Annotated in this window: 20 protein-coding genes and 1 tRNA gene; 13 read left to right on the plus strand and 8 right to left on the minus strand. The window is 55.0% G+C overall.

The window, feature by feature from the left end:
* Window positions 1-19: 19 nt before the first annotated feature.
* From hisD to GT409_RS07120, 5 genes are all read left to right on the plus strand, one after another.
* Complete coding sequence (gene hisD, locus GT409_RS07100) at window positions 20-1,327, plus strand: histidinol dehydrogenase (RefSeq protein WP_160628356.1); 1,308 nt, start codon at window positions 20-22, stop codon at window positions 1,325-1,327.
* 150 nt (window positions 1,328-1,477) lie between these two features.
* Window positions 1,478-2,341 (plus strand): mechanosensitive ion channel family protein, encoded by an 864-nt coding sequence (locus GT409_RS07105; protein ID WP_269844991.1) that lies wholly within the window; start codon window positions 1,478-1,480, stop codon window positions 2,339-2,341.
* Window positions 2,342-2,522: 181 nt separating this feature from the next.
* The gene (locus GT409_RS07110; RefSeq protein WP_160628358.1) at window positions 2,523-4,106 is read left to right on the plus strand and encodes a nitrite/sulfite reductase; all 1,584 of its coding nucleotides are present in this window, start codon (window positions 2,523-2,525) and stop codon (window positions 4,104-4,106) included.
* Complete coding sequence (locus GT409_RS07115) at window positions 4,103-6,256, plus strand: FAD-dependent oxidoreductase (RefSeq protein WP_160628360.1); 2,154 nt, start codon at window positions 4,103-4,105, stop codon at window positions 6,254-6,256. The genes GT409_RS07110 and GT409_RS07115 overlap by 4 nt, the downstream gene beginning before the upstream one ends.
* 11 nt (window positions 6,257-6,267) lie before the next feature.
* Window positions 6,268-6,984 (plus strand): phosphoadenylyl-sulfate reductase, encoded by a 717-nt coding sequence (locus tag GT409_RS07120; RefSeq protein WP_160628362.1) that lies wholly within the window; start codon window positions 6,268-6,270, stop codon window positions 6,982-6,984.
* 8 nt (window positions 6,985-6,992) lie between these two features.
* Here the strand turns inward: GT409_RS07120 and GT409_RS07125 are convergent, their stop codons facing one another.
* Complete coding sequence (locus GT409_RS07125; RefSeq protein ID WP_160628365.1) at window positions 6,993-7,322, minus strand: hypothetical protein; 330 nt, start codon at window positions 7,320-7,322, stop codon at window positions 6,993-6,995.
* Window positions 7,323-7,493: 171 nt separating this feature from the next.
* Between GT409_RS07125 and GT409_RS07130 the strand changes: the two genes are divergently transcribed.
* Entirely contained in the window at window positions 7,494-8,444 is a 951-nt protein-coding gene (locus tag GT409_RS07130) for an HAD family hydrolase (RefSeq protein ID WP_160628367.1), read from the plus strand.
* 3 nt (window positions 8,445-8,447) lie between these two features.
* Here GT409_RS07130 and GT409_RS07135 read toward each other — a convergent pair whose 3' ends face one another.
* Window positions 8,448-9,101 (minus strand): Crp/Fnr family transcriptional regulator, encoded by a 654-nt coding sequence (locus GT409_RS07135; RefSeq protein WP_160628369.1) that lies wholly within the window; start codon window positions 9,099-9,101, stop codon window positions 8,448-8,450.
* A 90-nt stretch (window positions 9,102-9,191) separates the two neighbouring features.
* Window positions 9,192-10,733: a DEAD/DEAH box helicase gene (locus tag GT409_RS07140; RefSeq protein WP_160628371.1), complete on the minus strand. Its 1,542-nt coding sequence runs from the start codon at window positions 10,731-10,733 to the stop codon at window positions 9,192-9,194.
* A gap of 274 nt (window positions 10,734-11,007) precedes the next feature.
* On the opposite strand from GT409_RS07140, the gene thrH reads away from it, so the two are divergent.
* Window positions 11,008-11,616, plus strand: a complete 609-nt coding sequence (gene thrH, locus GT409_RS07145; protein WP_160628373.1) for a bifunctional phosphoserine phosphatase/homoserine phosphotransferase ThrH — start codon at window positions 11,008-11,010, stop codon at window positions 11,614-11,616.
* Between the two features lie 13 nt (window positions 11,617-11,629).
* Complete coding sequence (locus GT409_RS07150) at window positions 11,630-12,475, plus strand: PTS sugar transporter subunit IIA (protein ID WP_160628375.1); 846 nt, start codon at window positions 11,630-11,632, stop codon at window positions 12,473-12,475.
* Here the strand turns inward: GT409_RS07150 and GT409_RS07155 are convergent.
* From GT409_RS07155 to GT409_RS07170, 4 genes are all read right to left on the minus strand, one after another.
* Window positions 12,472-12,783: a (2Fe-2S) ferredoxin domain-containing protein gene (locus tag GT409_RS07155; protein ID WP_160628377.1), complete on the minus strand. Its 312-nt coding sequence runs from the start codon at window positions 12,781-12,783 to the stop codon at window positions 12,472-12,474. The two genes, GT409_RS07150 and GT409_RS07155, sit on opposite strands and share 4 nt — an antisense overlap.
* A complete protein-coding gene (locus tag GT409_RS07160) occupies window positions 12,780-13,223 on the minus strand; it encodes a methylated-DNA--[protein]-cysteine S-methyltransferase (RefSeq protein ID WP_160628379.1) in 444 nt (147 codons plus the stop codon). The genes GT409_RS07155 and GT409_RS07160 overlap by 4 nt, the downstream gene beginning before the upstream one ends.
* A 115-nt stretch (window positions 13,224-13,338) precedes the next feature.
* The gene (locus tag GT409_RS07165) at window positions 13,339-14,106 is read right to left on the minus strand and encodes a LysM peptidoglycan-binding domain-containing protein (protein ID WP_160628381.1); all 768 of its coding nucleotides are present in this window, start codon (window positions 14,104-14,106) and stop codon (window positions 13,339-13,341) included.
* On the minus strand, window positions 14,106-15,152 hold the full coding sequence (locus GT409_RS07170) for an NAD-dependent epimerase/dehydratase family protein (RefSeq protein WP_160628383.1): 1,047 nt from the start codon (window positions 15,150-15,152) through the stop codon (window positions 14,106-14,108). Before GT409_RS07170 ends, GT409_RS07165 begins: the two co-directional genes overlap by 1 nt.
* Before the next feature lie 30 nt (window positions 15,153-15,182).
* Here GT409_RS07170 and thiL point away from each other — a divergent pair, with 30 nt between their 5' ends.
* A complete protein-coding gene (gene thiL / locus GT409_RS07175) occupies window positions 15,183-16,016 on the plus strand; it encodes a thiamine-phosphate kinase (protein ID WP_160628385.1) in 834 nt (277 codons plus the stop codon).
* Here the strand turns inward: thiL and GT409_RS07180 are convergent.
* Window positions 16,017-16,105, minus strand: a tRNA-Leu gene (locus GT409_RS07180). It lies immediately after the preceding gene.
* Window positions 16,106-16,246: 141 nt separating this feature from the next.
* On the opposite strand from GT409_RS07180, the gene GT409_RS07185 reads away from it, so the two are divergent.
* The 4 genes from GT409_RS07185 to GT409_RS07200 all read left to right on the plus strand — a co-directional run bounded on the left by GT409_RS07185 (window position 16,247) and on the right by GT409_RS07200 (window position 20,498).
* On the plus strand, window positions 16,247-17,599 hold the full coding sequence (locus GT409_RS07185; RefSeq protein ID WP_160628387.1) for an ATP-binding cassette domain-containing protein: 1,353 nt from the start codon (window positions 16,247-16,249) through the stop codon (window positions 17,597-17,599).
* Between the two features lie 62 nt (window positions 17,600-17,661).
* A complete protein-coding gene (trpB, locus tag GT409_RS07190) occupies window positions 17,662-18,873 on the plus strand; it encodes a tryptophan synthase subunit beta (protein WP_233231629.1) in 1,212 nt (403 codons plus the stop codon).
* Entirely contained in the window at window positions 18,857-19,630 is a 774-nt protein-coding gene (locus GT409_RS07195) for an alpha/beta hydrolase (RefSeq protein ID WP_160628391.1), read from the plus strand. Before trpB ends, GT409_RS07195 begins: the two co-directional genes overlap by 17 nt.
* Window positions 19,620-20,498 (plus strand): YicC/YloC family endoribonuclease, encoded by an 879-nt coding sequence (locus tag GT409_RS07200; protein WP_160628393.1) that lies wholly within the window; start codon window positions 19,620-19,622, stop codon window positions 20,496-20,498. Before GT409_RS07195 ends, GT409_RS07200 begins: the two co-directional genes overlap by 11 nt.
* The last annotated feature ends 106 nt before the right edge of the window (window positions 20,499-20,604 follow it).

Below are 20,604 nucleotides of genomic sequence, written 5' to 3' on the forward strand. Positions count from 1 at the left end.
AGAAAACACTGGGCGCACTATGAAAAAGACCGATGCTCCTATTCTGAAATACAGCGCCAAAGGGCGCTCCCGCAAAATTGAAGATTTTCTGCTCCGTCCGCCGGTTGAAAAGGGCGCGGACCAGATTGCCCGTCAGGTGTTGGAGGATATTCGCGAGAACGGCGATTCCGCCGTGCTCAAATACGCCCGCCAGTTTGACCGCGCGCCGCAGAAAATGGTTCGGCTGCGCGTGAGCGATACCGAAATGGCCGAGGCCAAAAAAGCGGTCGATGCTGATTTTAAAAAGGCCGCCAAGGAGGCGCACAAGCGGATTGCCCAGTTTGCCGTGGCCGGTCTGCGCGAGGACTGGCGGATGCCGTCGCCGCAGGGCGGATGGCTCGGCGAAAAATTTGTGCCGCTCGACCGCGTCGGCGCCTACATTCCCGGCGGCGCTGCGCCGCTGGCTTCCACCGCGCTAATGACGTTGACGCTGGCGCAGGTTGCCGGCGTTCCCGAGCTGGTCGCCTGTACTCCGGCCGACAGCGTGGGCAAGGTGAATCCGTACATCCTTTATGCGCTTGATCTGGCCGGTGCGACTGAAATTTATAAGGTCGGCGGCATTCAGGCGATCGGTGCGATGGCCTATGGTACGAAAACAATCGGAAAAGTGCAGAAGATTGTCGGGCCGGGCGGACCGTATGTGACCGCCGCTAAACGGCTGGTTTACGGAGACGTTGCGCTCGATATGGTTGCCGGCCCCAGCGAAATCGCGGTGCTGGCCGACGACTCCGCCGATCCGGCGCACGTTGCTGCCGACCTGCTTTCGCAGGCTGAGCACGGCACCGGTTCTGAAAAATCGCTGCTGGTGACGACGTCTGAAAAGCTGGCTAAAGCTGTTCGCATCGAGCTGGCTGAACAGACCAAGACGCTGGCCCGCAAGGAGCCGGTCGCCAAGGTGTTGGAGCGCGGCTGCATTCTGGCCGTGGTTCCGGACATGGAAAAGGGTATTGAGCTGTGCAACCGCTTCGCGCCGGAACACATGGAAGTGATTACGAAGCGCGCAGAATCGGTTGCGAAGCAGATTACCTGCGCCGGGGCGATTTTTATTGGCCCGTGGACGCCGGAATCGGTCGGCGATTTTGCTGCCGGGCCGAGCCACGTGCTGCCGACCGGCGGAACGGCCGCGTTCTTCTCCGGCCTGACCGTCGAAGACTTTCGCCGCCGCGTCAGCCTGATCCATTTCAAAAAGAACGACCTCAAAGAGACCGCTTCTGTGGTCGAAGCATTTGGCCGCGTTGAAACCCTCGACGCTCATGCCCGTTCAGCGACCATTCGGCTGAAACGCTAAGAGTATCGGTATCGGAAAGAGTTTGTTGCTGTTTCCGGGGGTTGGGAATTCATTTGCGTAAAAGACGATTCCGTCTTGATCTTTTTAAACCCGATCGTAAAAGTCGGGTTTGTTCGCCGGTGATCGGTGTTGAAAACGAAAGGATGGGTTATGAATGAGAATCCGGTAAATGCTCAGGAAACAGTGGTAGTGCCTTCCGGTCCGGTTGAAGGAGATACTCCGGTGTGGATGGACAAGATGACAGAGGTGGGTTTGAACCTGCTGGCAGCTGTGCTGATTTTTGTTATCGGTCGGTTTGTGGCTAAAACGATCAAAAAGCTGATCGCCAGGAGCATGGGAAAGACCAAGGTCGATCCGGTGCTGATTTCGTTTACCTGTAATTTCGGTTACAGCGCATTGATGGTGTTTGTCATTCTAGCGGCGTTGAGCCGGCTGGGCGTGCAGACGACGTCATTCATCGCGGTGATCGGTGCCGCCGGTCTGGCGGTCGGTCTGGCATTGCAGGGATCACTTTCCAATTTTGCCGCCGGTGTACTGATGGTGATATTCCGTCCGTTTAAAATCGGCGATTTCATCGATGCAGGAGGCGTCACCGGAATTGTGCGGGATATTCATATTTTCACGACCACGCTGAATACGCCCGATAACAAACGCGTGATTGTTCCCAATTCAAAGATCATGGGTGACAGCATCACCAATTTTTCGGCCGAGGGCACCCGTCGCATCGAGCTGATTGCCAGCATCAGCTACAGCGATGACATCGATAAAGCCGAAGAGATTCTGATGGACGAGATCAAAAAAGAATCCCGTATTCTTCCCGAACCCGCTCCAACGGTTGGTTTGATGGAAATGGGCGACAGCAGCATCAACTTTGTGGTGCGCCCCTGGGTGAAAGTTCCTGATTACTGGAATGTTTATTTTGCTCTGAACAAAGCCATCAAAAAACGCATTGAAGCTGAGGGAATGACCATTCCATTTCCGCAGCGGGATGTGCACATCTATCAGGAGCAGTAGGCCTCCTGCGTCGCCCCTGCCGGATTCTTCAAGAGCTCGTGCCGGGGCGGAGATCTTAACACACACTTAAAATCCGTTAAACAGGACGGTTTTACTCATTTTTATTTTGACTGCGGGCGGTGCCGGGTGGTAAAACCTACAAAAACAGTAATATTTTAACTTATTTAAACCCGGAGGCCTTATGCCGGCAAAACCAGACTTAACACAGGTTGAGCGTGATAAGCTTGAAATCGATCCGGATTTCGACTTTCGCGAAATCGCCAAGCGGCCTTTTGAGGACATCACTCCGAACGAGCTGGCCATGTTCAAGTGGAGCGGGGTCTATCATCAGCTCCAGACCAGTTTTTTCATGATTCGCGTGGTGACTCCCGGCGGACTGATGACGACGGAGCAGTTCAACCGCGCCGTCGATCTCGCTGAGAAATACGGGCAGGATGAGCTGTGTATCACCACCCGCCAGACTCTGCAGTTCCACTGGATTCGCCAGGAAGACATCTATAAAATCATCGAAGGCATGGCGGAAGTCGGCATTACCACCAAAAACGGCTGCGGCGATGTGCCGCGCAACATTATCGGTTCTTCACTGGCCAGTGTGGCGCAGGAACAGGTCGGCGATTCGCAGAAGCTGATCCGCATGTTTGCTGATGATGACGAAATCCAGAATCAGCGCAATCTGCCGCGCAAGCACAAGATCAGCGTGGCTTTCGCCAATGAAGCGGGGGCCCAGACACTGATGAACTGTCAGGGCTGGGTGCCGGTTGAGCGCGATGGTATTGTCGGCTGGAAGTTTCATGCGGGCGGCGGTCTCGGTGCGCGGCCGTATCTCGCCAAAGTGATTTTTGACTGGGTTCCGGAAGAGCTGGTGCTCGATGTGACCCGCGCAACAGTCGAAGCGTTCCGCCGGCACGGCGACCGCCGCAAGCGCGCTCACGCCCGCCTGAAAGTGGTGGTTGATCGCATGGGGGCCGACAAATTTGCCGATGTTCTGCTCGATATCATGAACGAACGCGGTATCCAGGGATTGGAAACAATCGAAAAAGCGAAGTCGTCGCTTCCAAACATTGGAAAATCCATCCTGAACGGCCAGCAGGTTCTGCCTCAGAAACAGGACGGCAAAAGTGTTGTTCGTGTGATGATTCCTCGATCCGAACTGAAAACCGATCGTTCGCGTATTTTGTCGCGTCTGGCCGATGAGCTCGGTGGCGGTAAAATGATGTTCACCAATCGTCAGAATCTGGAACTGCATGATGTGCCGAATGAGAACGTCGACGCTCTTCTCATTGAACTGCATAAAGAAGGGTTTCGTACTGAGGGTCATGAGCAGCTTCCGGATATTGTTGCCTGCGTTGGAACCACGGTGTGCAAACTGGCGGTTGCTGATTCGCCGGACGCCTATCATCGTCTTTACGACGCATTGGCGCCGGATGAAGACTATTGGAAAAAAATCGGTCCGCTTCGCATCAATATCACCGGCTGCCCGAACAATTGCGCTCATGCGTGGATTGCCGATATTGGATTGCGCGGCAAACGCATCCGCAACGATGACGGCGGCAGCGACGAAGGCTACGTGGTATTCGTTGGCGGCAAGCTCAGCGAAGCCGGAAAAATCGGCGAAGAGCTTTGCGACATCCGAACTTCGGAAGTGGTACCGGCTCTGCGGCGTATTCTCGATATTTATCTCGAGAACCGAACGGGCGACGAGGAAGCATTTAGCGACTTCTGCGCGCGGGTCGGTATTGAAAAATTCAGGGAGTTGGTTGCATGAAAGAGCTGCTGAGTGACGCACAATCACTGATTGAGTCCGGACAGTATGAAGAGGCGGTGGCGCTTCTTTGCCGGCTCGGCCCGCCGGAGGATGCTCGGGTTTGTGAACTGATTGCAAAGGCCTATCACGGCCGCAACTATGCCCGTGGCGACGTGCACACGGCCCGTGTTTTCGCCGAGCAGGCGATCGCCCACGGCAGTGCCGATCCGCTGATGAAAGAGCTGATCGATGCATCTAAACGCCTCGATGCTCCGCTGGGTCATGATCTTAAAAAGTCGACGTGGAAAGTTGGTGGCCCAAAAGAAAAACGTCCGGAAGCGGAAGCGCCCTATTCGTTTGTGGCGCTGTCGAAGCTCAACGGGAAGGCGGATCAGCCAAAGGATTTCCAATGGTTGGAAAAAAATATTCCGTGCCAGAAAGCCTGTCCGGCTTCAACGGATATTCCGGGATATCTTTCGGCGATTTATGAGGGCGATCACGAAAAAGCTTATCGCATTAATCTGCGCGACAATGTCTTTCCCGCGGTACTCGGCCGCGTCTGCGCGCGGCCGTGCGAAAGCGCCTGCCGTCACGGCTGGGAGGGCCTCGGCGATCCGGTGGCGATTTGTTTCTCGAAGCGCTCGGCTGCCGACTTCGGAGGGCAGGAGCCGGTCCTCATGGAAAAGTATTTTCCGGCGAGCGGAAAATCTGTCGCGGTGATCGGCAGCGGTGTCGCCGGGCTGGCAGCGGCGCGGCAGCTCGCGCTGCTGGGACACGATGTAACGGTTTATGAAAAACACGACAAGCCGGGCGGCATGATGAATCAGGGCATTCCGGTGTTCCGGCTTCCGCGCGACATCATTGAAAAAGAGATTGGGCAGATTGAAGCGCTCGGCGTGAAGATTATCTGTAATGCTGAGATCGGAAAAACGGTGGGGCTCGAAGAACTGACCGAACAGAATGATGCCGTTGTTCTGGCGGCCGGAACGTTGCGCCCGAATCTGCTGAAGCTGCCGGGCAGTGACCTGAAGGGCATTCGGCACGGACTTGAATTTTTGCTCGAAGTTAATGAAACCGGCAAAACTGATATCGGTGAGCACGTTGTTGTGATCGGCGGCGGTTTTACGGCGATGGACTGCGCGCGTACAGCGCGCCGTCTTGGCGCGGCGACGGTGCAGATTGAAGAGGAGCTGGCGGATAAAACGGCGGTTTCCGGATCAATCCTGCGCATTCCAAAAGGCAAGGTGCGCGTCTGGTACCGACGTTCTGTCGATGAAATGCTGGTGACGCCCGGCGAGCTCGAAGAGCTGGAAAAAGAGCATATTCCGCTCGAAACGATGGTGAGTCCCAAAGAGTACGTCGGAGAAAACGGTCGTATTAAAGCCATCCGTTTTGTTCGCACCGAACTCGGCGAACCCGGCCTAGACGGCCGCCGCCGTCCGGTGGACGTCGCGGGCAGTGAGTTCGATATTCCGGCCGATACCATTTTGCTGGCGACCGGGCAGTTCCCGGACACGTCATGGATCGAAGGTGCTCTAAAAAATGACCTGGTGGAAGAGGACGGCTGGCTCAGAAGCGGAACCGCCTGCACGACGGTGCGGGATAAGATTTTTGCCGCCGGCGATTTTGCAACCGGTGCGAGCTCATTGATTCAGGCGATCGGTCACGCCAAGCAGTGCGCCCGCGAGGTCGACCAGTTCCTGACCGGAAGACAGCGGCTGAAAGATGTCGCAGTGATTGAAGACGTTGAGGAAACCGGCCGGATTCGGGAGATGGATTTTGTCGGCCTTCAGCCGATGTCGAACATCGACCTGACGCATCGCGACCTGACCAACGAGGTGGAGACCGGTTTTGAAACCGAAACTTCCAGGGATGAGGCGCAGCGCTGCTATCAGTGCCACTACAAGTTCGAGATCGATTCGGATAAATGCATTTACTGCGACTGGTGTGTGAAAGCCAAACCGCGGCCGGACTGTATTCTGAAACTCAGCAAGCTGAAGTATAATCCGGACGGCACGGTTGCCGGCTGGGACATTGCCGAAACGCAGGACGATGTCAATCTGATCTGGATTAATCAGGAGGACTGCATTCGCTGCGGCGCCTGTGTGGATGCCTGTCCGGTCGATGCCATCAGCATTCAGAAGGTGTCCCTGCAAACCGTACCCGTTTAAGCAAAGAAACCATGGAAAAATATCAACAGCTTTTCTCAGATATTGACCCGAAAGATGCTCAAGCCATTCTGGCTCGGGCAATTGACCATTTCGGGGAGCGCATCACGATGGCAACCAGTTTTCAGCTGGGAGGTCTGGCTTTACTCGATATGGTGCATAAGCTTGGAAAGGAAATTCGGGTGTTTTCACTCGATACCGGCCGTCTGCCGGAAGAAACCTATGAGTGTTCCGAACGTGTTCGGCTGAAGTACGGAATTCAGGTGGAATGGGTTTTCCCGAAACACGAAGCGGTAGAAAAACTGGAGCGCGGAAAGGGACTTTATTCGTTTAAGGAAAGCGTGGAGAACCGCAAGGAATGCTGCGGCATTCGCAAGGTTGAGCCGCTCACCCGCGTGCTGCAGGGATATGATGCGTGGATTACCGGCCGGCGGATGGACCAGAGTGAAACACGTAAAGAGCTCAATATTGTTGAAGAGGATCCGGTGCATCCCGGCAAAATCAAGGTTAACCCGCTGGTTCACTGGAACCAGGGCGACCTCTGGTTTTATGTGGAGGAAAACAAAGTTCCGCACAACCGACTGTATGACGAAGGCTACTTATCCATCGGTTGTGAGTGCTGCACACGTCCCTGCAGTGAAGGGGAAGACGAGCGCGCCGGCCGCTGGTGGTGGGAGCATCCCGAGCACAAAGAGTGCGGGCTGCACCTGCGCGGCGGTGCCGGTATTTGATCCGGTCGTCAGTCGTCTTCCACCAGTTCGTTGATTTCGTCCCAGGCTTCCGGTTCGTCGTTGCGCAGGCGCTGAAGAAGGCGGTAGTGATACAGCAACAGGCTGAGGTGCTGTTCAGTCAGATCCTGCTTGTTTGCTATGAGCTGTTCAATAAACACCAGAAGCTTCTCCTTGGTGAAGCGGACAAAATCCGGCAGATCCGTCAGCAGGATCGGCTGCCAGTTCATCGCTTTCAGCTGTTCGGCAGTCTGTTCAATCGCAGTGACTTCGGCGTCAGGGGGAAGGTCCTGAATCTGCTGCAGAACCTGTTGGGTATATTCGGGAGTGAGCGCTTTCATAATGACTGTCTCCTTTCCTGCTTTTGTTATATGCTCATTTGCATTGTTTTTCAATGGCGATAATGATGCAGGAAAAGGCTGTTTTTGATTGCCCAATCAGAGTCGGCAGGTATGTTTTCACTTCTGCCGGACGGACGGCGGTTCTCATGATTTGATTTGAAAGGGCGAGGCATGAAATTTAGTGATTTGATTGCGCTGGAGAAAACCTGTGACGGTGCATTTGTTGTCGGGGCGGCCGGTGTAACGGCTGTTGAAACCACTGCAGATCGCAAAGTCGAGTTTGTTGAGTTTGAAAACGGCACGGTTCAGGCACTGGTTAAATCGGCTATGGGCTATCCCGCTTATTATCCGGTCCATGATGTAAAAATCGAAAAACCGCTCAAAGCCGTGCTGATGGACCTCGATGGCACCACGGTTCACAGCGAGCATTTCTGGATCTGGATTATTGAAAAAACCACAGCCAGTCTGCTGGGCGATCCGAACTTCAAGCTCGAAGCCTGCGACGAACCGCACGTTTCCGGCCATTCGGTTTCTGAGCACCTTCAGTATTGTGTAAACAAATACTGCCCGGAAAAATCTGTGGAAGAAGCTCGCACCTGGTACTTCAAGCACACCAACTTTGAAATGAATGAAATCATGGAAGGTCGCGGCAAAAAAGGAGCCTTCACTCCGTCGCCCGGAATCAAAGAGTTCCTCTGCGAACTGAAAGATCTCGGCGTGAAAATCGGACTCGTCACTTCCGGACTTTACGAAAAAGCCTGGCCGGAAATTCTCGATGCATTCAAAACGCTCGATATGGGCGATCCGAAAGAATTTTACGACGCCATCATCACTGCCGGCCACGCGATCCGTCCCGGCGAACCGGGCACGCTCGGTGAACTTTCGCCGAAGCCGCATCCGTGGCTCTACGCCGAAACCGCCCGCGTCGGACTCGGCATTTCGTTTGAAGACCGTCACAGTGTGGTCGGCATCGAAGACAGCGGCGCCGGAATCGTTTCCATTCTGCTGGCTGGCTTTGCACCGATCGGTATCGGCGGCGGAAACATTATCGACAGCGGAACCAAAGGGCTCTGTACGCACTACGAAGAAAACTTCGAGCAGATTCTCTCATTGCTGAAGTAACGGTCAGAAAAGATCCCAGAACGCGGCTTCGGTGTGGATGGTTTTGCCGTCCCATTGGAAGCCGCCTCGTTTTTCCAGCTTCTGCAAGAGGCGGCTGAACGTTTCCGGTGTCGCGCCGATGGCGGACGCGATATCCTTTTTGGACAGGCCGGGCGTGATGCTCTCCTGTTCGCCGTAGTGCTCGCGCAGAAATTCCGTAAAGCGCTCTTCAACGTCCATGGATGTCAGCTGCTGAATTCGCTCGGTGAGATAACGCTGCTTGGCCATCAGCATCGCCATGAAATCATTGCGGAACTCCGGTTCGTCGAGCAGGTTCAAAAACCCTGTGCGGGGGAGCTCGATCACTTCCGCTTCTGTGCGGGCAATTGCTGTGACCGGGTAGCGCGGCTTTTCGAACAGGATTACTTCCGCAAACAGTTCCCCGCACTTAACGGTTTTTATGACCGTTTCCCTGCCGTCCATGTTGGTTTTCACCAGCTGGATATCTCCGGAAACGAGCAGATACACCGCATCGCCTTTGGATTCCTCCATAAACAGGATGTCGCGTTTCTTGACCGTTTTCCGGTGACTCAGCGCCGCCAGCTTTTCGCACGCCGCCTCCGACAGTCCTCCGAAAAATTTTGCGTTGCATATCAGTTGGATGGGGTTTGTAGACATGCGGGCATCCTAGGTTCTTTTTCCAAACCCTGGAAGCAGGCACTGCCTGCTTCCGATTTATTTTCAGGGTTTGGATAGGTTCAGAGCAGGCTATTTTTTCGGGCCGCTGTTGCGACGGGGCGGGCGGCTGCCGTCTCCGCCGGAACGACGGCGCGGTCCGCGGTTTCCGCCGCTGCGGCCGCCGGGTCCGGCGGGCTTGCGCGGGCGCGGTTTGCGAACGGGTTCGGGCAGTTCGAGCATTCCTTCTTCCGGCTGGATGCAGGAAAGGCGCTCGCCGAGCAGTTCTTCAATGGCGGGCAGTTCGAATGATTCCTTTTCGCAGGCAAAGGTAACGGAGATGCCTTTTTTGCCGGCGCGCCCGGTGCGGCCGATACGGTGGACGTAATCGTCGGGCCGCTCGGGAATGTTGAAGTTGACAACGTGGGTGATGTCGTCGACGTGGATGCCGCGTCCGGCGACGTCGGTGGCGACGACGAGTTTGCACTTGCCGGATTTGAAGTCGGCCAGAATGCGCTGCCGCCGGTTCTGGTTGACGGCGCCGGAGAGGATTTCGCAATCGATGCCGTGGCGATAGAGGGCGTCGGCCAGGCGTTCCGTCTGGTCGCGACGGTTGGTGAAGATGATGGCGGAAGAGTCCGATGCTTCTTTTGTGAGGATGTTGTAGAGCAGCGCAAATTTCTGGTCGTCGGTGACGAGGTAGACGCGCTGTTCGACGAGATCGGTGGCGGCGTGGTCGGGCTCAATTTCAATTCTGCCGGGATCGGTCATCCAGGCAGCGGCCAGGCGCATGACTTCGTCATCGAGTGTGGCGCTGAACAACAGGGTCTGCCGTTTTTCTTTCGGCGGGGTTTTATAAACGATGCGGCGGACGTCGGGGATGAAGCCCATGTCGAGCATGCGGTCGGCTTCGTCGATGATGAGCGTTTTGACGCCGCGGAGGTTGAGGACGTTCTGCTGGGCAAAGTCGATCAGACGGCCGGGCGTGGCAACGACAATGTCGACGGGTGCGTCGAAGAGACGGCGCTGTTTGTCGTAGTCGATGCCTCCGTAGACGGCGACCGTTTTGAACGGCGTATATTTGCTGAGCTTTTCGGCATCATCGCGGATTTGCATGGCCAGTTCGCGGGTCGGAGCGAGGATCAGTGCGCGCGGGCAGCCGGGTTTCGGTTTGCCTTTCGGGTTGCGCAGGAATTCGGTGAAGATGCCGAGCAGGAAGGCGGCGGTCTTGCCGGTTCCGGTTTGAGCCTTGCCTGCCATATCCTTTCCCGCCATGGTCAGCGGCAGGATTTCGGCCTGAATCGGCGTGCAGTATTTAAAGTTCAGGTCGGCAATGGCATGCATGATCTCCTGCGGAAGGTCGAGATCGTGGAAACGGGTTTTTCCTTCTTCCGGCTCGACCTGAAAGCTGGCTGGATCCCACGGCTTGGCCGGCTTTTTAGGTGCCCGCTGTTTTTGCTGCTGCGGGCGGTTTTTCTGTGCCTGCGGCTTGCGGCGGCGAGGTGCGTCGCCCTGTTTCGGTTCCTGTTTCGGCTGAGATTTGCTTTTCTTTGCGCCGGTCTTTTTGGATTGTGACGGCTTGTAGGTTTCCTGTTTTCTAAACAGTTTTCCGATTTTTGTGATGAATGAAGGCATACTTTTATCTTCCGGTTTAATGTGTTCCGCTCGAGGCGGGCTCGCATTTGCGAGCGGGTATCCGGCGGTCGTTTCTTAAGCCGGATGACTGTCAAACCGCGAATTAAAGGGATTTCCTCTTCAGATAGCCATAAAGAAATACGAATTAAAAAGGAGGATTTGTTGAACGGTTCCGTTTCCGTGGAAGTCTCAGAAAAATAAACGTCGCCTGTTTTGTTTGCCAACGGGGCACAGGAATTTAAAATGGGGAGCTTTCAGGGTCGAAAGGATATACATGCAAATTGCCTGCTTGGATTTAGAAGGAGTGCTGGTTCCGGAAATTTGGATTAACGTTGCGGAGCTCACCGGAATTGATGAACTACGCGCGACCACGCGTGATATACCGGATTATGATGTGCTGATGCGTCAGCGCCTGAAGATCCTTGATGAGCACAATTTGAAACTGGCGGATATTCAGAAGGTCATTGCCGGGATGGGGCCTCTCGAAGGCGCCAAAGAATTTCTCGACGAACTTCGGCATCACTTCCAGGTGATCATCCTTTCCGACACATTCTACGATTTCGCCGCTCCGCTGATGAAACAGCTCGGACACCCGACGCTGTTCTGCCATCGATTGGGAATTGATGATGCGGGGCGGGTGGCGGATTATCATCTGCGGATGCCGGACCAGAAGCGCGAAGCCGTGATTTCTCTGCACCGGTTGCGCTTTCAGGTTATTGCCGCGGGCGATTCCTACAACGACACCTCCATGCTCAGCGAGGCGGATGCCGGGATTCTCTTCTGCCCGCCGCAGAATGTAATCGACGAATTTCCTCAGTTCCCGGTTGCCGTGACCTACGAGGAACTGATGGCTGCCTTCAAAAAGGCATCTACTGAAATTTAAAAAGGAGACCATCATGGTACGTAAAGAACATCATATTGTTAAGCATCTCATTCAGCTTCAGGATTTGCTCGCTGCCCGCGCACAGCAGCAGGCCGCCCAGCCGAAAAAGAAGCTCGAACAACTCGATAAAAACATCAAAGTCCTCGCCGATGAACTTTCACCGGACCTGCGCAGTAACTTTATGCGGCTCGTTCAGAAAAACGTCGAAGCGCTGGCTCCGGTTACCGGGGAAAACTGTTCCGGTTGCGGGTTTGCGCTTACCAAGGCGCTTGTGAACAATATTCACGGCGGTTCTGCGGAGCTGAGCCGCTGCCCGAACTGCACCCGCATTCTTTATGCGCCCGACGTGCCGCTCACCCGTCGTTCACCGCGCCGCCGGTGGGGCGACCCCGTGAAACGCGGGGTGGAACGGTTTTCGGCTCCCGAGCTGATGCTTCACAAGCTGAAAGGAACCACCGGCGAAGAAGTGCTGTGGGAAATCTGCGAAAACATGCAGTCGGAAGGCTATGTGGAAGACTGCGACGCGCTGCACGAAGCTGCATTGCATCGCGAAGCCATCATTTCCACTGCCATGGGTGGCGGGATGGCGTTCCCGCATGTTCGCGGGGTTGAAGGTGGCGGACTGACCCTGTCGATCGGTGTCAGCAAGAAAGGAATCGATTTCGGCGGTTCCACGAAGACCAAAATCTTCTTCTATATGGTGATTCCGACGGCGGCCAGTGCATTCTATCTTAAACTGCTGGCGGGCCTGACCCAGAGTTTCAGCACGGCCGCAGAACGTGAGCCGCTCCTGAAAGCGAAGTCCCAGGAAGACCTGTGGAACGCGCTTATTAAGGGCACCCGCAAGATGGTTCGCTAGCTGTTGCTCGCAGCGATAAGTTCAGAAACTGTTTCCAGGATGGTGCCCAGGCTGCTGCGGGTGACTCCGGCGTAATGAATGCCCTGCGGATGAAGCAGAACATTCGGACCGCTCCCGCACAGCCCCATGCATCCTGTGGTGGAAACGCGAACCTTTCCTTTCCAGCCGCGTTCGCTGATTTCCTGCTTGATGATGGATTTCAGCTCGCCGCTGTCTTTGGTGCCGCAGCCTGGATTGTCCGGATTTTTTTCGCGGACATTTGTGCAGACAAAGATGTGGCAGAGATAAGGCGTGGTTTGCTGATTCATAAGGCATTCTCCGATTTCAAGAGCATTTTTTTCCACGGCAGTCCGCTGCCGAATCCGCCGAGTCCGTTTTTGGCAACGACCCGGTGACACGGAATAAACAGCGGCAGCGGGTTGGCGCCGCAGGCGGTTCCGACGGCCCGAACGGCTTTTGGACGACCAATGGCTGCGGCAATTTCACTGTAAGTCCGTGTTTTTCCGCGCGGAATTTTCTGCATGGCTTTCCATACGGCCTGCTGGAAGTCCGTGCCCGGTGGTGTTTCAATGACTGGAAACTCTTTTTTCAACCCCTGGAAAAACTCATCGGCATTTTTCCAATCTTTGGAGACCCTTCCTTTGAAGGGTTTGGTCGGCGTTTTGTTCAGAGAAGGCAGGGAGCAGCCCACGATTTTTGCGCGGTCTGTTGTCAGCGTGATAGTGCCCCATGTAGTCTGGACCTTCATCGTTTTCATGACAGAGAGTTTAGTACAGGATCGGCTGCAGGAAGATGCTGGTTTAAGAGTGTATTTCTATTGAATGTTTGAACAGGTCGATTGCGTTCGACTGTGGAATGCATCTCTATGGTTTTGGGATAGTGATGACCTGTCCGGCTTTCAGGTCGTTTTCATTTTCCATTTTATCCATGTTTGCGCTGTAGATATCTTTCCATTTGCTGATGTCGCCGTACACCGTGCGTGCAATTTTTGAGAGCGTGTCGCCGGGCAGTACCGTGTAGGTTTCCGGGGTTGGCGCGGGTGTCTGGATGCGCGCAGGCGGTTTTTCAGCTGGCGGGATCGGTTCTGGTTTTACTTCTTTCGGTTCAGCCACCTTTGCCAGGGCGGGGTCCGGCTTTGTCTCCGCTTCGGATGATGGAGCCGGATGGCTGGGAGCAGGAGCCTCCGCCGCGGTTTGAAGATCCTCGAGCTGCTTTCGGAGCAGATTGTTTTCACGTGTCAGCCGGATAATCTCTTCGTTGATTCCCCGGTTGCTCTGGCCGACCTGTGCCACCAGCGAGATCTTTGCCTGTCGAATCCAGTCGGCAATCAGCGGGGCTTTGTCTGAGTCGGGCTGTTTCTCGAGATATCGTTCATAGTGATAGATGGCCTGGACGTAATCCTTTTTCTGCTGATGGTAAATCAGCGCCAGTTCAAGGTTCGGGCGGGAAAATCCGGGATGATTGTCCAGTGCCGTCTGGAATTGGCGGATGGCGTCATCCCACCGCTTCAACTGAGCCTGCTCCAGACCTTTCTGGATGCGAGGGTTGCTTTTTTCGGCGGCGTCGCGGGTGCTGTCGCACCCGGCGATGATTGCTGAGCATAGGAATAGGAGAAGAAGGCGCGTTGTCATTAGAAAAACAGTTTGAAGAATTTGAGGATCCCCTGGCCCCACGGAACCCGGTGCGAAACGCCGCTTTTTTTGCCCTCAAAGGTGTGCAGGTTGTCCAGATACCACTCGTAGTTGCGGACCAGAGCCTGCTTGTTGGAAAACTTCGGGAAGAACTTCAGTTTTTCCTGAATTTTTTCGGTTGAGACGAAGGAGTCTTCGCAGGCGGTTTCATAGACCCACTTGTAAAGCGGTGAGAGTTTGAAGAATTCGAGAATGCGCAGCGCCCAGATCATGGGCGCGGCCCATGTGCCGATCACCTTTTTGCCGAAGCCGGCGCGGTCGAGCACGGCCTGATAGTCCTCACCCATGGTGGTGAACTCGGTGGCGCCGATGTTGAAAATATCATTCACCACGTCTTCGTCCTTGATCAGGCACAGATAAATGGCTTCGCAGAGGTCTTCCACATCGAGCAGCTGATAGCGGTTTTTACCGCTTCCAATCATTGGAAAATTCTTTCCGTCCTTGGCCCAGTCGTAGAACAGGGCGAAGACGCCGAGGCGTTCCGGACCGACAAATGATTTCGGGCGGATGATCGGCACGCACATGCCTTTTTCGCGGTATTCGAGACAGACTTTTTCGGCTTCGATCTTTGCATGGCCGTAAGGGCCAACGCCGATCAGCTGATCGTCTTCCACCAGCGGATGGTGATCCGGAATGCCGTATACAGCGGTTGAGGAGATATGGACAAAACGTTCGACCATTTCGTGCTGTGCCTCCTGCAGGAGCAGGCGGGTTCCTTCAATATCGGTCGAGAAGATTTCCTCTTTGGTGTAGAGCGGCAGGGCGGCGGCCGTGTGGATCACCCAGTCCATGCCTTTCATCACTTTGCGCACATCGTCGATCTTGCGGATGTCCCCCTGCACAAAATTGATTTCGCCTTTTTCAGGATAGTTAAAATCGACCAGATCGAGCACGGTAATGTCTTTAACTCCCTGATGGCGAAGATACCGAATCAGGTTGATCCCAAGAAATCCGCTGCCGCCTGTGACTAAAACCTTCTTGTCCATCTGTTGCTCCTGTTCTAGTTTTTGCGCGATATGAAAACTCTGAAAGATATGGGAGAGCATAACGCCATCGCTGCATTGACTGCAAACCTGAAAGCGGTTGGCGATGACTGTGCTGTGCTGCCGCTCGATGATCAATACGACCTGATCCTCACTTCTGATCCGCTCATCGAAAATGTTCACTTTTTTTCGGAAACGCCGCCCGAGCGGATCGGACACAAAGCGGTCTGCCGCGTGCTGAGCGACTTCGCCGCCATGGGGGCCGAACCTCAGTATTTAGTCGTCAATGTGGTTGCTTCGCCAGCACAGGATTTCCAAACCCTGGAAAGAATTTACGCTGAGTTTTCCAGCCTTTGGGAAATCTATGGCGCTGAAGTCGTCGGCGGTGACCTCGCGCAGGGGCCTGTGCTCGAACTGCACGTGTTCGGTGTCGGTCGCGTGCCGAAAGGCAAGGCGCTGCTTCGTTCCGGCGCGAAGTCCGGCGACCATATTTATGTGACCGGCCCGCTCGGCTGTTCGCAGCAGACGGGGAAACAGTTCCGTTTTGAGCCGCGCCTGGAGTGGGCAAAGGAGCTGCGCGAGTCCGGTACGGTGACGGCGATGATGGATGTCAGCGATGGACTGGCCACCGACCTGCGCCACATCCTGAAGGCCTCCGGCGTTGGCGCCGAACTTGATTCGTCAGAAATTCCAAGGGTTGGAACGTTGGAAGAGGCGCTTTACGACGGGGAGGATTTTGAGCTGCTGTTCACCTCCCCCGCAGAGTTCGATTTTCCAAAGGTTGGAACCATTACGGGAAATACAGAAGAGCTGCTACTGGATGGGAATCCGCTGAAAGCGAAAGCATTTGAGCATTTCAGAAAGTAGTGGTGCTCGGGGCGGGACTCGAACCCGCACGGCCTAAAGCGGCCACTAGGCCCTCAACCTAGCGCGTCTACCAATTCCGCCACCCGAGCAAAAAGGTTCCTTTTGGGAACGGAAGGCGAAGAACATAGCTTTTGCCCCCGATCGGCGCAAGCCCGATATTTAAAAAACAGCAGAGGCCGAAAAATCGCGTCCAGAGTTTCCAAACTTTGGAAAATGTGTAGAACAACCGGATGGCTTTTACGGAAAAATGGAATGAGATTGTCGAGTTTGTAGACAGGCGCCTCGAGGCGTGCGCTGTACTCGGAACAAATGGCTCGGGTAAGAGTGAACTGGCTGTGCAGCTGCAGGAGGCGTCAGAAGGGTTTTCCGCACTGGTTTCGCTGGAACTGCAGTTCGCGGTGATCGAGGAGGAGCGCTACAACGATGACTCCGATTTTATGGATTGTCCCGATCCAGGCCGCACTGCGCGCGTGTTTATTGAAGAGGGCGGACCGATGACTCCGGTTTTGGAGGATCTGTTCGATTCCCTACGAATGCGGAACCTGCTGGATCGCGGCATTAAGTATCTTTCGACCGGCGAATTCCGGAAAGTGATGATCTGCCGTGCGCTGGCTGAAAATCCGAAGCGGTTGATCCTTGATGAGCCGTTCGACGGGCTGGATGCCGCTGCGCAGGTTGAATTGACCGAGTTGCTGAACCGGCTTGCTGAGACCGGGCTTCAGCTGGTTCTGGTGCTGAATCGTCTCGATGAGGTTGCCGACTGTGTGAAACACATCTTCTTGCTCGATGAGGCGGGCGTTGTACTGTCTGCGCCAACCGATCAGGCGTTTGCCTCGGATTGTATGGCCCGTTTTTTTCGAATGCACGATCTTCCCCAAGAACTGCCGCATCCCCCGGAGCGCGAGCGGCTGATATTGCCGGACGGTGCGCCGCTGATTGAAATGAACGATGTGTCGGTGTCTTACAGCGGTACAGAAATTTTCAGCGGGCTTGAGTGGGCAGTGCATCCCGGCGAGCACTGGCAGATTTGCGGTCCGAACGGCTGCGGAAAGTCCACGCTGCTGGAGCTGGTGACCGGTGATCATCCGCAGGTGTTTTCGAATGATGTGTGCGTGTTCGGGATTCGTCGCGGCTCAGGAGAAACGGTGTGGGACATCAAAAAGCACATTGGGCACGTTTCGTCGGCGGTTCAGGTGAACTATCGGGTGTCGACGTCGGTGCTGAATACGGTGATTTCCGGTTTTCATGATTCGATCGGAATGTATCGCAAACATTCCCTCGCGGAAGAGGCCTGTGCGTTGGAATGGCTCGAAATACTGCATCTGAACGATAAGGCATCCCGTCCGCTCCGTTCGCTTTCCTACGGTGAGCAGCGGCTGGTGTTGATTGCGCGTGCGATGGTGAAGCGGCCGGCTCTGCTGATTCTCGACGAACCGTGCCAGGGCCTTGATGAAATCAACCGGCGCACCATTCTGAAGCTGATTGATCATATCGGGACGCAAAGCGACACGACGGTTTTGTATGTTTCGCATCATGTATCGGACGATATCCCCTGTATTCGGCGGCGGCTGACGATGAATTAAGCCTGCCTTTTCTCGTCCTTCTTAGTGGAAAACGAATGGGGCTTCGCCTATCTTCTATCGCTATGAAAGCAACTCAACCTGACAGATACGGACACTTCGGCGCCTATGGTGGAATGTTTGTGCCCGAAACGCTAATGCAGCCGCTTAATGAGCTGACAGAGGTTTATAAGGAGGCGCGCAAGGACCCTGAGTTCAAAAAGGAGCTTGAATATTATTTGCGCGAGTATGTCGGACGCCCAACCTCGCTTTATTTTGCCGAACGCATGACCAACGAGCTCGGCGGACCGAAAATTTATCTCAAGCGCGAAGATCTCTGCCATACCGGTGCGCATAAAATCAATAACTCGATGGGCCAGATCCTGCTCGCCAAGCGCATGGGGAAAACCCGTATTATTGCGGAGACCGGCGCGGGACAGCACGGCGTAGCCACGGCCACGGTTGCGGCGATGTTCGGCATGGAGTGCGTGGTTTACATGGGCAAGGTGGACATGGAACGTCAGGCGCTCAACGTATTCCGCATGGAAAGCCTCGGCGCCAAAGTCGTCGCCGTGACCGCCGGGCAGCAGACGCTCAAGGAAGCGGTTAATGAGGCGATGCGCGACTGGGTTTCCAATGTTCGGAACACGCACTACATCCTCGGTTCCGCGCTCGGTTCGCATCCATACCCGATGATGGTGCGCGACTTCCAGAGTGTAATCGGGAAAGAAGCCCGCAAACAGATTCTGAAAGCGGAAGGCCGGCTGCCGACTGCACTGGTCGCCTGTGTGGGCGGCGGAAGCAACTCGATCGGCCTGTTTCATCCGTTTATTAAGGACGAAGGTGTCCGTATGATCGGCGTGGAAGCCGGTGGGCACGGCATCGCCAGCGGCGAGCACGCTGCGCGTTTCGCTGACGGCAAGATCGGTATTCTGCAGGGAACGCAGAGCTATGTGCTGCAGGACGACGATGGCCAGATCCGTTTGACGCACTCCATCAGCGCCGGACTTGACTACGCCACCGTCGGTCCTGAGCACGCGTTGCTTCATGATCTCAAGCGCGCCGAGTACACATCCGTTGACGACATCGAGGCGGTGGTGGATGGCTTTGACAAACTTGCGCGGTGGGAAGGCATCCTGCCGGCGCTCGAAAGTTCGCATGCGGTTGCGTGGGTGGTGAATAACGCGAAGGAGTTTACCAAGGACGACCTGCTCATCATCAACCTTTCCGGTCGTGGCGATAAGGACGTGCAGCAGATTGCGGAATGGAAGGCTCAGCGCGATGCCGCACAGCATTGAAAGCATTTCGAGTGAGCTGCTTCAGGCAGAGGTCCCCTTTGCGGTGGTTCTGCCGGAAGGAGACGGCCCGTTTCCGGTGCTCTACGACCTGCACGGACTGCTGAGTGATGAAGGACCGTTTGATCCCAGTCCGACGGGGCGCGAATATTTTGAACGGCAGCCGTTTCGTAAGCTGCAGAGCATTGCTGATGAGTCCGGCACGGCGATTGTACGGGTGAACGGCGGACGCGGGTGGTATCTCGACAGCCCGCGTATTGAAAAGTCTCAATATCAGTCGCATATCGTTGACGAACTGATTCCGCAGGTGGAATCGGTTTTTCCAATGGTTGGAAAAAAAGACGCACGCGGAATTTCCGGGCACAGCATGGGAGGAATGGGCGCGGTGAATTTTCTCTGCCGTTATCCGGAGCTGTTCAGTGTGGGTGCGATCCATTGCTCGTCGCTGCGCTTTATGCCGGGCGATCATGTCGGCAGCTTTATCGAAGATCTGATGAGCGACGACGAGCTGCGCGCGGCGTTTCCCGACGATTTTCTGCAGGAACTGATCCGCAATGATTTAAAGTTGCGCATTACCGTTGGTGAGAGCGATAAAGAGCGCATTCTGCGTGAAAACCGTGAGTTGCACCGTTTTCTGCTTCAGTGCAATCAGCTCCATTATTATGAGGAAACGCCCGGCGGGCACGAATATATTCCGCACGGACTCAATGCCGTTATCTGGGCGGCACAGCAACTGGGAGATCAGGCACATGGCACTTAAAAGTATGACGGGTTTTGGCGCGGACAGCGCAACGGCGGATGGCATTCAGGTTTCTGTAGAGCTCAGCAGCGTGAACCGTAAGCAGCTGGATGTGTCGGTGCGGCTGCCGTCGTCTCTGTCCGGTCAGGAAGCCGGTGTGCAGAAGATCGTGAAAGAGACGGTTTCGCGTGGGCGGTTGACCGGAGCTGTTCAGGTTGAGTCGAGCGCGGCGAATGGCAGCATTCAGCTGGATTTCCAGAACGCACAGGCGGCGGTGACTCAGCTTCGGAGTGCGGCAAAACAGCTGAAGCTGGAGGGCGATCTCCGCACAGGCGATTTGCTGCGGATTCCCAATTTATTTCAAAGTGCAGAGGCCGGGTCTGATTCAGCGGATCTTTTCCAAACTCTGGAAAAAGCGCTGCGAGCCGCCCTGAAAAAGCTCGATGCAATGCGTTTGCGCGAAGGGAAGGCGCTGGAATCTGATTTCCGCGCACGGTTGAAGACGCTGGAAGCGATCCTTGCAGAGATTCGGAAATTTGCGCCGCAGGTGGTTTCCAGATATCGGAAAAAACTTGTCCAGGGTTTGGAAAAGTGCGGCATTGAAAATCTTGAGAAAGATGAGCGGGTTCTGCGTGAGATCGCGCTGTTTGGCGAAAAGGCGGATATTTCGGAAGAGATTACGAGGCTGAAAAGCCATATCCAGCAGTTCCGGAAGATCATGCGCTCGCCGGAACCGGCGGGCCGGCCGCTTGATTTTCTTTCGCAGGAGCTTTTTCGCGAAATCAATACAATTGGTTCGAAGGCCAATGACCTGGAAATTACAGAGCAGGTGGTGGCGTTTAAAACGGAGTTGGAACGTATTCGCGAACAGATCCAGAATGTCGAATAGATTTATATCTTTGACCCTGAAATTTTTTGATACTTATTCTTTGGTCTTGCTTGAGACTATTTTTTAAGATTCCTCCACGCCGATCAGATAATCCATGTGATTTGCC

It is taken from the genome of Tichowtungia aerotolerans (assembly GCF_009905215.1).
In the GTDB taxonomy this organism is placed as follows: Bacteria; Verrucomicrobiota; Kiritimatiellia; order Kiritimatiellales; family Tichowtungiaceae; genus Tichowtungia; species Tichowtungia aerotolerans.